Below are 13411 nucleotides of genomic sequence, written 5' to 3'. Positions count from 1 at the left end.
GCCTGTGCGCGTGATCCCCGGCGTGGCGCTGCTGGTGCTGGCGATCGTGATCGCCATCGGCACGCTCGCGACGGCATGGGCGCCGTCGATCGGGGACGGGCGAAGCCAGGTCTGCCGCGACCGCGGAGTGCCCTACACCCCGCCCTACGAGGACTGGTACGCGGAGGCGGACACCTCGTGGCTGCCACTGGGGATCTCCTGCACGTGGACCGCCCCGACCGCCGGCGACGTCGTCCGCCAGGAGCCGTCATGGACGCCCACGATCGTGGCCGGTGCCAGCCTCGGTCTCGGCTCGGTGTGGATCACCACCGTGGGCCTCGTGCGTCTCGGGCGTGGTGCCGCATCTCGCAGGAGCCGTCCGACCGAGCAGTTGGCACGCTCGCACGGACGACGCTGACCCGCCGCCTCTGCAGCCCGGCGGCTCGGGTCAGCGACCCACGGCCTCGATGGTGACCTCGTGGTTTCCCAGGCGGGCCACCAGCGGCTTCGTCGGCGTGATCCCCGGCGGCAGCTCCACCACGGTGACGTGCCCGCTCATGTCCGCGGAGCAGACGCCCCGGTCGGGGAACAGCGAGCCGAGGCGGATCTCGATCTCCTGGCCGCCGACCACCTCGATCCCGAGCGGACCGGTGGGGCAGCTCGAACTGCCGTAGGTGACCACCCCGAGGTACTGACCGTCGTTCACCCACGCGACCGAGGGCTGGAAGGCCGACTCGAGAGGTGACTTCCCACCGGAGTCAGGTGCCGGCGCGGGGGAAGGCGTGTACGACAGCTCGAGAGGAACCTCCCCATCGACCTCGGGTGCCGGCGTGATGCGCGGCGCAGGGGACGGCGCGGGGAGCACCTGCACCCGTGGGCCGGGGACCGGCGCGAGCACGAACTCCCGCGCCGCGGGCGTGTTCTCACCGAGGCGGAACTCCGCGACGTAGGGCAGGGGGTCGGCCCCACCGCCGCCGGCCCCGCAGGCGGCGAGCGCAGGCATTGCGGCCAGCAGCGCCGCCACCGGCAGCAGGGGCCATGCCGGCCGGGGTACGTCCACAGCTCGCATCGTGCGGCCCAGTGACCCCGCCGTCCAGCAGGGCCACCCAGGCGTGGCGCAGGGGAGGCGGTGGCGGCACGCCTCCGGGGGCGAGTGCCATGCGCAGAGCTGCGTGTCGCTACCACCGCCGGCCGTCGCACACGGGAAGCCCCAGACCGTCTGCGCTGGGTGGACGCACCGGTCACCGAGACCCCGTCGACAGCGCCGAATGTGGATTCCCGCCCACGTGTCGCCGTACCGGCCACGGCTCGCGGGCTTTCGACGGACCCTGGGAGGGGACCGACCCGGATCAGCGGCCGCGCGGGCCGGGGACCGGGGGCTGCGCGGGCAGGGAGGCGGTGCTCGGGCCCTCGGGCGCCTGCACCGGGGTGAGCGCGTCGAGGTCGAGGACCCGCACGTGGATGACGTTGCGCTGCTGCAGCGCCGCGCGCAGCGCCCGGTGCAGCCCGTCCTCCAGGTACAGCTCCCCCTGCCACTGCACCGCGTGCGGGAAGAGGTCGCCGTAGAAGGTGGAGTCGTCGGCGAGCAGCGCGTCGAGGGCCAGCTCCCGCTTGGTGGTGGTCAGCGTGTCCAGCCGGACCTGCCGGGGCGGGATCATCGCCCAGTCGCGGGTGGACAGCCCGTGGTCGGGATAGGGGCGCCCGTTCCGCACGCCTTTGAAGATCAGGGGACCGACCTCCGCTCTCCGCCCCCGGCCAGGGGCACCGACCGCCACCACCCTAGCCGCCGCGGGCAGCCGCCGTCCTCGCGCGCGGGCGGGCAGCGAGCCACGCGACGGCGGGCGCGGGCGGACGTATGCTGGCCTGGCACTCTGTCCGTGCGAGTGCCAGACCGGGCGTGTCCCGGGGCCGGCGGCGGCCCCGCACCCGGGGGTGCGGCACGGCACGTCGACCGGTACGGGGAGGTGTCACCGTGGCGCACGACGAACGCCGCCTGGAGGTCCTCCGGGCCATCGTCCAGGACTTCGTCTCCACCAACGACCCGGTGGGCAGCAAGGCTCTCGCCGAGCGGCACGACCTCGGGGTCTCCCCGGCGACCATCCGCAACGACATGGCGGTGCTGGAGGAGCAGGGCTACATCGCCCAGCCGCACACCAGCGCCGGCCGGGTGCCCACCGACAAGGGCTACCGGCTCTTCGTCGACCGGCTCTCGGCGGTCAAGCCGCTGTCGTCCGCGGAGCGCCGGGCGATCGAGCGCTTCCTCGACGGCGCCGTCGACCTGCACGACGTGCTGGGCCGCACCGTGCGGCTGCTGGCGCAGCTCACCCGCCAGGTGGCGGTCGTCCAGTACCCGACGCTGTCCCGCAGCGCCGTCCGCCACCTCGAGGTGGTGCAGGTGGCGGTCGGCCGGCTGCTGCTGGTCCTGATCACCGACACCGGGCGGGTGGAGCAGCGGGTCGTCGACTGCCCGCCCGACGTCGACGCCGCCGCCGTCCCCGAGCTGCGCGCCCTGCTGAACTCCGCCTTCGCCGGGGTGAAGCTCGGCGAGGCCGGCGACAAGGTGCCCGGCCTGCTGGAGACCGCGCCGTCGCACCTGCGGGGGCTGGTCGCCGCCGTCAGCGCCACCCTGGTCGAGACCCTCGTCGAGCCCAGCGAGGACCGGCTGGTCATCGGCGGGACGGCGAACCTCGCCCGTGGCAGCGGCACCGACTTCTCCGGCACGCTCCGGCCGCTGTTGGAGGCCCTCGAGGAGCAGGTCGTCGTCCTGCGCCTGATGAGCGAGGTCGACGCCGGCACCGTGCTGGTGCGCATCGGCGAGGAGAACGCCCACGAGGCGCTGACGGGGGCCTCGCTGGTCACCGTCGGGTACGGCTCGGGCGACCGCGCGCTCGGCGGCCTCGGCGTCGTCGGGCCGACGCGCATGGACTACCCAGGAAACATGGCCGCGGTGCGAGCCGTGGCCCGCTACGTCGGCCACCTGCTGGCCGAGAGCTGAGGACGAGACTCTTCGATGGCGACCGACTACTACGGCGTGCTGGGCCTGGCCCAGGGCGCGACCGACCAGGACATCAAGCGCGCCTACCGGCGGCTGGCCCGGGACCTGCACCCCGATGTCAACCCGGATCCGGAGGCCAAGGAGCGCTTCCAGGAGGTCACCCGCGCCTACGAGGCGCTGACCGACCCGGAGAAGCGCCGGATCGTGGACCTGGGCGGTGACCCGTTCGACGCGGGGTCCGGGGGCGCCGGCGGGTTCGGCGGCCCCGGGTTCGGCGGGCTGGGCGACATCATGGACGCCTTCTTCGGCGGCGCGACGACCCGCGGGCCGCGCAGCCGCACCCGGGCCGGTCGCGACGCCCTGATCCCGGTCGAGCTGGAGCTCGACGAGAGCGTCTTCGGCACCACCAAGGACATCACCGTCGACACCGCCGTCCTCTGCGACGCCTGCACCGGCGCCGGGACCGCACCGGGCACCCACCCGGCCACCTGCGGGACCTGCTCCGGTCGCGGCGAGGTGCAGAGCGTGCAGCGCGGCTTCCTCGGCCAGGTGGTCTCCAGCCGCACCTGCCCGACCTGCGCGGGCACCGGCCAGGTCATCCCGCAGCCGTGCCCGAAGTGCGGCGGCGACGGCCGGGTGCGGGCCCGCCGCACCCTGTCGGTGAAGGTGCCGGCCGGTGTGGAGGACGGGATGCGCATCCGGCTCACCGGCCAGGGCGAGGTCGGCCCCGGCGGCGGGCCGGCCGGCGACCTCTACGTGGAGGTGCACGAGCGCCCGCACGAGGTGTTCACCCGCGACGGCGAGGACCTGCACTGCCGGGTGACCCTCCCGATGACGACCGCGGCCCTGGGCACCACGCTGAACCTCAAGACGCTCGACGGCGAGGAGGAGCTCGACATCCGCCCGGGCACCCAGTCGGGCAGCGTGCTCACCCTGCGCGCGCACGGTGCGCCGCGGCTGCGGGCCACCGGGCGCGGGGACATGCTCGTGCACGTCGAGGTGCAGACGCCGACGCGGCTCGACGTCGAGCAGGAGAAGCTGCTGCGCGAGCTCGCCGCGCTGCGGGGCGAGGACCAGCCCGGCGCCGACCGCGAGGCGCAGGGCGGCCTGTTCTCCCGGGTCCGCGACGCGTTCCACGGGCGCTGACCCGGTGAGCGAGGCCCCCGAGCTCGACGGCGCCCCGCTGTTCCTGCTCGACGAGCTGCCCGACGTCCCGGAGCTGCTCGTCGCGGGCCAGGAGGGGCGGCACGCCGTCGACGTGCTGCGGCTGCAGGCCGGCGAGCGGGTGCACGTCGGGGACGGCGCGGGGACCGTCGCGGAGGGCGAGGTCGTCGCCGCCGGGCCGGAGGGCCTGCGGGTCGCCGTGCGCGACCGCTTCGAGGTGCCCGCGCCCGACCCGGAGTTCGTGCTCGTGCAGGCGCTGCCCAAGGGCGACCGGGGCCCGCTGGCGGTCGACCTGGCCACCGAGCTCGGCGTCGACCGGATCGTGCCGTGGCAGGCCGCCCGCTGCGTGACCCGCTGGCGCGACGACCGGGTCGAGAAGGGCGTCGCCAAGTGGCGGGCCGCGGCCCGGTCGGCGAGCAAGCAGTCCCGACGCCCGCGGCTGCCCGAGGTCACCGCGCCGATGAGCACGCGCGAGGTCGCCGGCATGCTCGCCGAGGCCGACCTCGCCGTCGTCCTGCACGAGCAGGCCCGGCGTCCGCTGGCCGGGCTGGCGGTGCCGGCGTCCGGGACGGTGGTGCTCGTCGTCGGCCCCGAGGGCGGGCTCTCCGACGGCGAGGTCGTCGCCTTCCGCGCGGCCGGGGCGGAGCCGGTGCGGCTGGGCCCCGAGGTGCTGCGGACCTCCACGGCGGGTGCCGCCGCGCTCGCCGCCCTGTCGGCGGGCACCCGCTGGCGGTAGGGCGTTCCCTGCTGCGGGGCCCGGAGGGCTCCCGGCAGGGAACGCGGACGCACTCGTCGCAGGCGGGGACGGCACCTGGCCGTGGTGCGGTCCGGAGGACCGCAGTGTCATCGCGTCAGCGCAGGGCGGTGCGGGCGCGGGCACCCACCAGGTCGACGACCACGGTCAGCAGCACGATGGCGATCAGCACCGTGGTGACCGCCGGCCAGTCGAACGAGGACGTCGCCGCCGACAGCAGCACGCCGATCCCGCCGGCGCCGAGCAGGCCGACGAAGACGGTGTCCCGCACGACCACCTCCCAGCGGTAGAGCGCCAGCGCGAGCACCGGCCCGGCCAGCGCCGGCACGCTGCCGTACAGCCACGCGCCCACCGGTGACGCCCCCGACGCCCGCAGCGCATCCCCGGGGCGCCGGTCGGCCTCCTCGACCGCCTCGCCGACCAGCCGCCCCAGCACACCCAGCGTGTAGACGCCGAGCGCGAGCGCCCCGGGCAGCACGCCCGGCAGGAGCACGAACAGCAGCACCAGCGCCCACACCGGCGGCGGGACCGCGCGCAGCAGCAGCAGGGCGAGGCGGGTGAGCACCCCGAGCGCACGGCGCCCCGGACCGGTCGGGCCGCCGGGACGGGCCACCAGCCCCGCCAGCGCCACCGCCCCCGCGGTCGCGAACGCCACCGCCAGCACCGACATCCGCACCGTCTCCACCGACGCCGACCACACCGCCGCCAGCAGGTCGCCGTCGGTCGCCGGGGGCCAGGCGGCCGAGGCGACGTAGGCGACCTGCTCGCGGGTGCGGGCGGAGACCAGCGCCGCGGGGGAGAGCGCCAGGTACCCGACCGCCCAGCCGGCCAGCGCCAGGACCGCGAGCACGGCGCCGGTGAGGAGGGGGTCGCGCCGCGACCCGGGCCGCGGCGCGGCGACGCGGCGGCGCACGGCCCGGCCGGCGACGTCGGCCAGCAGGCACAGCAGCGCCAAGGCGTAGACCGTCGTCCAGACCTGCTCCCAGCGCAGCGAGGTGAACGAGAGGGCCAGCTGGTAGCCCAACCCGCCGGCGCCGATCAGGCCGAGGACGACGGCCGACCGCACCGCGCACTCCAGCCGGTAGAACGAGTAGGAGAGCAGCCCGCCGGCGGCCGGGGGGAGCAGGCCGTACAGGGTCGCCGCCCCGCGTCCGGCCCCCGCGGCGAGCAACGCCCGGTACCCGCCGCGCGGCACCTCGTCGAGCAGGTCGGCGAAGACCTTGGCGGTGATCGCGCCGTAGGGCACGGCGATCGCCAGCACCCCCACCCACGGGTCCAGGCCGAGCACGTTCACCAGCAGCAGGCCCCACACCGCCTCGTGCAGGCCGCGGGGCAGCGCCAGCCCGCCGCGGGTGAGCAGCCAGCCGCTGCGCCGCCGTCCCCAGGTCGTGCGCGACGCCGGGATCGCACCCAGCGCCCCGATCAGCACGGCCAGCCCGGCGCCCAGCACCGCGTACGCGACGGTCACCAGCGTGGAGCCCGCCACCACGCGGAGGAACTCCGCGCCCAGCTCCGGCCGGACGGCGGCGGCGAGGAACCGGCCCACCTGTCCGGTGCCGGCCGGGTTGAGCACCGGCCCGGAGAGCAGCCCGCTGCCGGCCAGCGCCCAGCCGAGCAGGGCGAGGCCGCCGAGCCCCCAAACCCACCGCCGCCGGTCCCGGCGCAGCCGCGGGGCCGGCGGCGCGGCCCGCTGCAGGACGGCGGTCACCGGCTGACCCCGTAGAACCCCTCCAGCGCCGCGACCGTCAGGGTGTGGGCGGGGGCGTCGAGCACGACCCGGCCGGCCGCCAGCCCGACGACGCGGTCGCAGTGCCGCAGCGCCAGCGCGGGGTCGTGCAGGCAGGCGAGCAGCGCGCCGCCGCGCCCGGTCGCGAGCTCGCCGAGCAGCCCGAGCGCCTGGTCGGCCAGCGCCGGGTCCAGCGCCGACGCCGGCTCGTCGGCGAGCACGAGCTCGGGCCGCTGCACCAGCAGCCGGGCCAGCGCCACCCGCTGCCGCTGACCCCCGGAGAGCCGGTCGGTGCGCTCGTACGCCCGGTCGGCGAGCCCCACGCGGCTCAGCGCGGCCAGCACGTCGTCGGCGCCCTGGGGGTGGACCAGCGACCACGCGGCCCGGGCGGCCGACCAGGCGCCCAGCCGCCCGGCGTTCACGTTGTGCACCACCCGCAGCTGCCCGGCGAGCTCCAGGTGCTGGTGCACCGTGCCGGTGCGTGCCCGCAGCCGGCGCAGCTCCCGCCCGCGCAGGGCCGCCGGGTCCTGCCCGAGCACGCGCACCGAGCCGGCCGTCGGCGGCACCGCGCCGTTGAGCACCCCGAGCAGCGTCGACTTGCCCGCACCGGAGGCACCGACGACGGCGACGCGCTCGCCCGCGGCCACCGCGAGGTCCACCCCGGCGAGGGCGGGCGTGCCGCCGAAGCGGACCTCGATGCCGGTGAGCCGCACGACCTCGCTCAGCTGACCAGCCCCAGGTCGCGGCCGATCTCCTCGATCTGCCGGTAGTTCGCCGCCTCGGTCGGGAGGAAGGAGCCCGCGCCGAAGAGCTCGAGCACCGCCGCGTCGTCCGGGTCACCGGCGGACAGCCCGGTGAACCAGCCGGTGAGCCGGCCGCCCAGGCCGCCGCCGAAGCGCGCGACGGCGCCGGGGCCGAGCAGCCAGTGGTAGTCGTGGTATGCCGGGGTGCGGGCGTAGGCGACCACCGCCGGGTCCACCTCGCCGCTCTCCGTCCGGGACCGCCACACCTGCTCGTTGAGCACCCCGGCCTGGTACGTGCCGGAGGCGACGAGGGCGATCGTCGCGTCGTGCGAGCCGGAGAAGCCTGGGCCGCCGGGGAAGCCCTCGGGGTCGACGCCGGCCTCGCGCAGGTAGTAGGCGGGCATCAGCCGGCCGGAGGTGGAGGTCTCGCTGCCGTAGGTGAACCGGAGGTCCGCCAGCGAGGCGAGGTCGTCGGCCGGCGCGAGCCCGGTGGCGGTGTTGACGACGAAGACCGAGTGGAACTCCTCGTCGATGTCGCGCTGGGCGATCGGGACGGCGCCGCGGGCCTGCAGCCGGGCCTGGACGCCGGTGAGCCCGCCGAACCAGACCAGGTCCAGGTCGCCGGTGCGGAAGAGCGAGACGGCGGCGGCGTAGTCGGTCACCGGCCGGTACTCGACGTCGAGGTCGAGGTCCGCGGAGAGGGAGCCGGCCACGGTGCCGAAGAGCCGCTGCAGGACCTCGGGGTCCTGGTCGGGGATCGCGCCGATGCGCAGCGGCCCCGGGTCGCCCGGTGCGGCGGCGGAGCCGGTGCCGCAGCCGGCGAGCGTGGCGGCGAGGAGGGCGCCCGTGCCGGTGAGCAGGGTGCGGCGGGAGAAGGTGGGGAGGGGGTCGGAACCGGGGACGAAGCCACCCGACCGGGCGGCGCGAGCGGGACGCACTACGTCCTCGCGGGGGGGAGGGGGACGGGCACGGCGGACCTCCGGGAGGGGGCGACGGGACGACCCATCCTGCACCCGGCGTCGTCGGCCCGGCGCCCCGTGCCGTCGACGCGCACCCGCCGATTTCCGGACGGTCACGTTCTGGGCACGCTTGCCACGCCCCTGCCGAAGGCGCGGCGCAGGGTGCCTACTGTGACTCCCGTAACCAGCCGACCGGCTCCGGTCGGCCCACGACGCCCGGGCGCCTCGGACCGGCCCGTCCGCCAGTGACGCGCGGCCGCCTCGTCGCGGCCGGCGCGGTCGTCGTGCTCGACAAGGGAGAGACATGCGCACCAAGCTCCACACCGTCGCCGCGGCCGGCGCCGCGGCCCTCCTCCTCGCCTCCTGCGGCTCCGGTGAGTCCGGCGGCGGTGAGTCCGCCGCCTCGGGGGCGCTCACCGGCGAGGGCAGCGGGGAGTCCTGCACCATCGAGGGCGAGGTGCCCCTCGGCGCGGTGCTCAGCCTCACCGGCGCCGCGGCCAGCTACGGCGAGTCGCAGCAGCGCGGCCTGGAGCTCGCCGCCGCGGAGCTGGCCGAGCAGGGCGGCGTCACCTACGACCTCACGATCGAGGACGACCAGACCGATCCCCGCCAGGCGATCACGCTCTTCGACGAGTTCGTCAACGACGGCGTGAGCCTGATCATCGGGCCCACCCTGTCCAACGCCGCCGTCCAGGCCGACCCGATCGCCCAGGATGCCGGCGTCCCGGTGCTGGGCATCTCCAACACCGCCGCGGGCGTCACCGAGATCGGCGACTACATCTTCCGCGACTCGCTCACCGAGCAGGCGGTGATCCCGCAGACGATCGCCCAGGCGACCGAGCAGTTCGGGCTCGAGAACGTGGTCGTCATGTACAGCAACGACGACGCCTTCACCGAGTCCGGCTACGAGGCGTTCGCCGCCGCGCTGGAGGAGGAGGGCGTGGAGATCAGCGAGACGATCACCTTCTCCAAGTCCGACACCGACTTCCGCGCCCTGCTGACGCAGGCCCAGGAGAGCGACCCCGACGCGCTGGTGGTCTCGGCGCTGATCGAGGCGGCGGTGCCGCTGGTGACCCAGGCCCGCGAGCTCGGCATCGACGTGCCGATCATCGGCGGCAACGGGTTCAACAACCCGACGCTGATGGCCGACGCCGGTGAGGCAGCCGAGGGCGTCGTCGTCGGCGCCGCCTGGAACTCCTCCTCCGACAACCCGGAGAACCAGGCGTTCCTCGAGGCCTACGAGGCCGAGTACGGCGCCCAGCCCGACCAGTTCGCCGCCCAGGCCTACACCGGGCTGAAGCTGGTCGACCAGGCCGTACGCGCCAACTGCTCGGCCGAGCGCGACAGCATCCAGGAGGCGCTCGGGCAGATCGAGGACGTGCCCACCGTCCTCGGCGAGTTCTCCATCGACGAGAACCGCGACGCCGACCACCCGGCCGTCGTCCAGGTCGTCGAGAACGGCGAGTTCACCGTCCTGGAGTGACCCGCTCCGCGGGGTTGGCTGACCGGCCGGCGCCGCGCTGCGACCCCGCCGGGGGCCCGGTCCTGGCGACCGGGCCCCCGGCCGTGCGTCGGCTACCGTGCCCGGGCACCCACGACGAGAACAGGCAACGCTGTGCAGCAGCTCCTCAACGGCATCTTCATCGGCTCGATCTACGCGTTGTTCGCCATCGGGTTCACGCTGGTCTTCGGCATCCTCGACCGGCTGAACCTCGCGCACCCCGCGGTCTTCGCCGCCTCCGCCTTCGTCGGCATCGAGCTGGTCGAGCGGGGCGGGCTGTCCCTCTGGGCCGCGCTGCCGATCGTGTTCGTCTTCGGCGCCGTCGTCGGCCTGGTCATCGAGCGGGTGGCGTTCCGGCCGCTCAAGAACCGGGCCGATGCCCACTTCGCCGGGCTGATCTCCTCGATCGCGCTCGCGGGCATGCTCATCGCGCTGCTGCAGTGGCGCTACGGCCCCGACACCCGCCGCTTCCCGCCGGGCTCCTTCCCCGACACCCGCTTCGAGGTGTTCGGCGCCCAGGTGACCCTCGTGCAGGTGGTCATCCTCGTGGTCTCGCTCGCCCTGATGGTGGGCCTGACCTACATGGTCACGCGGACACGGCTGGGCCGGGGGATGCGCGCGGTCGCGGAGAACCCGACCGCGGCGCGGGTGCTCGGCGTGAACGTCGACCGGGTCACCGCGGTCACCTTCGCGATCTCCTCGGCGCTCGGCGCGGTCGCCGGCGTGCTGTTCGCGATCAACGTGAACACCGCCCAGCTGGGCATGGGCGCGGCGATCGAGCTCAAGGGCCTGGCGGTCATCATCGTCGGCGGCATGGGCTCGCTGCCCGGCGCGCTCATCGGCGGGCTGCTGCTGGGCCTGGCCGAGGTGTTCGCCGTCCAGTACATCGGCTCGTCGTGGGTGAACGTCATCGCCTTCGGCCTGCTGTTCGTGATCCTGCTGCTGCGCCCGCAGGGGCTGCTCGGCGCGCGGAAGGTCCGGGAGGTCTGATGCTGGACCAGTACGCCACCACGCTGACCTTCATCGCGCTGGGCGCGATCTTCGCCTACTCCTTCTACGCCGTCCTGATCGCCGGGCAGCTCAGCCTCGGCCAGGCCGGGTTCGCCTCCCTCGCGGCGTTCTCCGGGGCCTACCTGGCACCCGCCGACGTCGCCGACGTCCCCGCCCTGCTGATCGCCGTGGCGATCGGCATGTCGGTCGGCGCGCTCGGCGCCGTCGTCCTCGGCCTGCCGACCATGCACCTGCGCGGGGTCTTCCTGGCCATCGCGACCCTCGGCTTCGCCGAGGCGGTCCGCGTCGTGCTGCTCAACCAGGAGTGGACCGGCGGCGCCCAGGGGCTCGGGGTGCCCCGGGTCCTCACCGTCGGCATGGCCTGGACGGCGCTGGCCCTGGTGGCCTACTGGTTCTGGCGGATGGGCCGTTCCCGGTACGGCCGGGCGCTGGAGGCCATCCGGGAGGACGAGCTGGCCGCCCGCTCGATGGGCATCGACGTGGGGCGCCACCGGCTGGCCGCGTTCATCACCGCGGGCGCGGTCGCCGGGCTGTACGGCGTCCTCTACGCCTACTACGTCCGGCTCATCGCCCCCAACGACTTCGACTTCGTCGCGGCCGTCGAGGGGCTGGTCACCGCCGTCGTCGGGGGCTCCACGATGTTCCTGGGTCCGCTGCTGGGCAGCGGGTTCCAGACGATCGTCCCGGAGATCCAGCGGGCGGTCGGGGTGGAGGCCGGGTGGATCCGGCCGTTCCTCGCCAGCCTGCTCCTGCTGGTCGTCATCCTCTTCCTGCCCGGAGGGCTCGCGAGCCTGATCCCGCGCCGGACCCGGATGCCCTCCGGCGACGGCGACGACAGCGCCGCCGGCCTCGCCGGTCGACGCCACCCGGCGGCCGGCGAGCCGGTGGTCACGCTCGCGGGCCTGAGCAAGGAGTACGGCGGCGTGCACGCCGTCCGCGGCGTGGACCTGGAGATCCGCGCCGGCGAGGTCGTCGGCCTGATCGGCCCCAACGGCGCCGGCAAGACCACGCTGGTCAACATGGTCAGCGGGCTGGTCCCGCCCAGCTCGGGCAGCGCGACGGTGCTCGGGACGACGATCGGCAGCACACCGGTGCACCGGATCGCGGCGGCCGGGGTGAGCCGCACGTTCCAGCACTCGAAGCTGTTCAACCGGCTGTCGGCGCTGGAGAACGTGCTGGTCGGGGCCCACCTGGTCAGCCGGCCCACCTTCCTGCGGCGGCTGCTCTGGCTGCCGTCGGCGCGGCGGGACGAGCGCGCGGCGCTGCGGCAGGCGGCCCGCTGCCTGGAGCGCGTCGGGTTGAGCGAGCTCGCCGGCAGCCGGGCGGAGGCGCTGTCCTACGGCGACCAGCGCCGGCTCGAGATCGCCCGCGCGCTGGCCTCGGACCCCTCGCTGCTCATCCTGGACGAGCCGGCCGCGGGGATGAACCACGTCGAGGCGGCCCGGCTCTCGGAGCTGATCAGGTCGCTGGCGCGGGACGGGCTCACCATCCTGTTCATCGAGCACAACGTCGGGATGGTGCTGCAGACCTGCACCCGCGTCGTCGTCCTCAACTTCGGCGAGGTCATCGCCAGCGGCGCGCCGGACGAGGTCGCCGCCGACCCGGCGGTCATCGAGGCCTACCTGGGGTCGGCCGACGACGACGCGGGCGAGAGCCCCCTCGCCGGGGACGCCCGCTCCGGCGCCACCGCGGCCGGGGCCGGCGACGCGCCCCCGGACGCCGTCGCGAACGTGCGGCCCGGCGCCGCCGGCACCCTGGACACGCCCGACACCTCGAGGGATGCGACATGAGCGACCCGATCCTCACCGTGGAGGGCCTGCGGGTGACCTACGGCCGGGTCGAGGCGGTGCGGGACGTCTCCTTCCGGGCCGAGCAGGGCTCGCTGGTGACGCTGGTCGGGGCGAACGGGGCAGGGAAGTCCTCGGTCATCAACGCCGTCTCCGGGATGCTGCGGCCGGCCGGCGGCCGGATCACCTTCGAGGGCCAGGACATCACCCGGACCCCCGCCCACAAGCTGGTCGGACGGGGGCTGGTGCAGGTGCCCGAGGGGCGGCAGATCCTCGCGACGCTCACCATCGAGGAGAACCTCCAGATGGGCACGTGGCACTCGGGCACCGGCGGCGCGCGCCGCGTCGACGCGATGTACGACCGGTTCCCGGTGCTCGCCGAGCGGCGGGCGCTGCCGGCGGGGGCGCTCTCCGGCGGGGAGCAGCAGATGCTCGCCATCGCCCGCGCCCTGGTCGCCGGGCCGACGGTGATGCTCATGGACGAGCCGTCGATGGGGCTGGCGCCCAAGATCGTCGACGAGGTGTTCCGGGTCATCGAGGAGATCCGCGCGTCGGGCACCACGGTGGTGCTGGTGGAGCAGAACGCCCGCCGCGCCCTGCGCGCCGCCGACCACGGGTACGTGCTGCAGAGCGGCGAGGTGGTGCACTCCGGCCCGGCGGCCGACCTGCTCGCCGACGAGCGCATCGTGCAGGCCTACCTGGGGGTCGAGAGCGGCACCTGACGGCCCGGCCCCGTCCAGAGGCTCGCCGTGAGCTTGCGAACGGTGAGGGGGACGGGGTCCTTATAGGGTC

General features: G+C 75.2%; 12 protein-coding genes and 1 pseudogene. 8 read left to right on the top strand and 5 right to left on the bottom strand.

The features are described from left to right. Positions 1-10 precede the first annotated feature (10 nt). Entirely contained in the window at positions 11-397 is a 387-nt protein-coding gene (locus tag BMW62_RS16460) for a hypothetical protein (RefSeq protein ID WP_139206293.1), read from the top strand. Positions 398-427: 30 nt separating this feature from the next. On the opposite strand, the gene BMW62_RS16455 is transcribed toward BMW62_RS16460, so the two are convergent. Both BMW62_RS16455 and BMW62_RS16450 read right to left on the bottom strand, forming a co-directional pair. Then, positions 428-1039, bottom strand: coding sequence for a hypothetical protein (locus BMW62_RS16455; protein WP_091932986.1), 612 nt, complete (start codon positions 1037-1039; stop codon positions 428-430). A gap of 376 nt (positions 1040-1415) precedes the next feature. Beyond that, positions 1416-1706, bottom strand: a pseudogene (locus tag BMW62_RS16450) (type II toxin-antitoxin system VapB family antitoxin); the annotation flags it as partial. Between the two features lie 245 nt (positions 1707-1951). On the opposite strand from BMW62_RS16450, the gene hrcA reads away from it, so the two are divergent. The 3 genes from hrcA to BMW62_RS16435 are packed head-to-tail and all read left to right on the top strand — an operon-like array spanning position 1952 to position 4874. Next, positions 1952-2974, top strand: a complete 1023-nt coding sequence (gene hrcA, locus BMW62_RS16445) for a heat-inducible transcriptional repressor HrcA (protein WP_091932983.1) — start codon at positions 1952-1954, stop codon at positions 2972-2974. A gap of 15 nt (positions 2975-2989) precedes the next feature. Next, the gene (gene dnaJ, locus BMW62_RS16440) at positions 2990-4120 is read left to right on the top strand and encodes a molecular chaperone DnaJ (RefSeq protein ID WP_091932981.1); all 1131 of its coding nucleotides are present in this window, start codon (positions 2990-2992) and stop codon (positions 4118-4120) included. Between the two features lie 4 nt (positions 4121-4124). Beyond that, positions 4125-4874 carry a 16S rRNA (uracil(1498)-N(3))-methyltransferase gene (locus BMW62_RS16435; RefSeq protein ID WP_091932978.1) on the top strand — a complete coding sequence of 250 codons (750 nt, stop codon included), beginning with the start codon at positions 4125-4127 and terminating at the stop codon, positions 4872-4874. Between the two features lie 115 nt (positions 4875-4989). Here the strand turns inward: BMW62_RS16435 and BMW62_RS16430 are convergent, their stop codons facing one another. From BMW62_RS16430 to BMW62_RS16420, 3 genes are read right to left on the bottom strand one after another with little or no spacing between them, the layout of a single operon-like run. Continuing rightward, positions 4990-6600, bottom strand: coding sequence for a PhnE/PtxC family ABC transporter permease (locus BMW62_RS16430; protein ID WP_091932975.1), 1611 nt, complete (start codon positions 6598-6600; stop codon positions 4990-4992). Beyond that, positions 6597-7331 carry a phosphonate ABC transporter ATP-binding protein gene (locus BMW62_RS16425; RefSeq protein WP_244524096.1) on the bottom strand — a complete coding sequence of 245 codons (735 nt, stop codon included), beginning with the start codon at positions 7329-7331 and terminating at the stop codon, positions 6597-6599. The genes BMW62_RS16430 and BMW62_RS16425 overlap by 4 nt, the downstream gene beginning before the upstream one ends. An 8-nt stretch (positions 7332-7339) precedes the next feature. Continuing rightward, positions 7340-8299 carry a putative selenate ABC transporter substrate-binding protein gene (locus BMW62_RS16420; RefSeq protein ID WP_244524095.1) on the bottom strand — a complete coding sequence of 320 codons (960 nt, stop codon included), beginning with the start codon at positions 8297-8299 and terminating at the stop codon, positions 7340-7342. A gap of 325 nt (positions 8300-8624) precedes the next feature. Here BMW62_RS16420 and BMW62_RS16415 point away from each other — a divergent pair, with 325 nt between their 5' ends. The 4 genes from BMW62_RS16415 to BMW62_RS16400 all read left to right on the top strand — a co-directional run bounded on the left by BMW62_RS16415 (position 8625) and on the right by BMW62_RS16400 (position 13341). Continuing rightward, positions 8625-9803, top strand: a complete 1179-nt coding sequence (locus BMW62_RS16415; RefSeq protein ID WP_091932969.1) for an ABC transporter substrate-binding protein — start codon at positions 8625-8627, stop codon at positions 9801-9803. A gap of 132 nt (positions 9804-9935) precedes the next feature. Then, positions 9936-10811, top strand: a complete 876-nt coding sequence (locus BMW62_RS16410; protein ID WP_091932966.1) for a branched-chain amino acid ABC transporter permease — start codon at positions 9936-9938, stop codon at positions 10809-10811. Continuing rightward, positions 10811-12622, top strand: coding sequence for a branched-chain amino acid ABC transporter ATP-binding protein/permease (locus tag BMW62_RS16405; protein ID WP_091932963.1), 1812 nt, complete (start codon positions 10811-10813; stop codon positions 12620-12622). Before BMW62_RS16410 ends, BMW62_RS16405 begins: the two co-directional genes overlap by 1 nt. Further along, positions 12619-13341: an ABC transporter ATP-binding protein gene (locus tag BMW62_RS16400; RefSeq protein WP_091932961.1), complete on the top strand. Its 723-nt coding sequence runs from the start codon at positions 12619-12621 to the stop codon at positions 13339-13341. The genes BMW62_RS16405 and BMW62_RS16400 overlap by 4 nt, the downstream gene beginning before the upstream one ends. Positions 13342-13411: the final 70 nt, after the last annotated feature.

This window comes from Blastococcus sp. DSM 46786 (genome assembly GCF_900109665.1).
In the GTDB taxonomy this organism is placed as follows: Bacteria; Actinomycetota; Actinomycetes; order Mycobacteriales; family Geodermatophilaceae; genus Blastococcus; species Blastococcus carthaginiensis.
Note: the sequence above shows the minus strand (reverse complement) of the source record. Positions and strands in the feature narration are given on the sequence as shown.

Bases quoted from the DNA above. Each gene is read 5' to 3' on its own strand.
- dnaJ (WP_091932981.1), top strand. From the start codon at position 2,990: ATGGCGACCGACTACTACGGCGTGCTGGGCCTGGCCCAGGGCGCGACC.
- BMW62_RS16415 (WP_091932969.1), top strand. From the start codon at position 8,625: ATGCGCACCAAGCTCCACACCGTCGCCGCGGCCGGCGCCGCGGCCCTC.
- BMW62_RS16405 (WP_091932963.1), top strand. From the start codon at position 10,811: ATGCTGGACCAGTACGCCACCACGCTGACCTTCATCGCGCTGGGCGCG.
- BMW62_RS16400 (WP_091932961.1), top strand. From the start codon at position 12,619: ATGAGCGACCCGATCCTCACCGTGGAGGGCCTGCGGGTGACCTACGGC.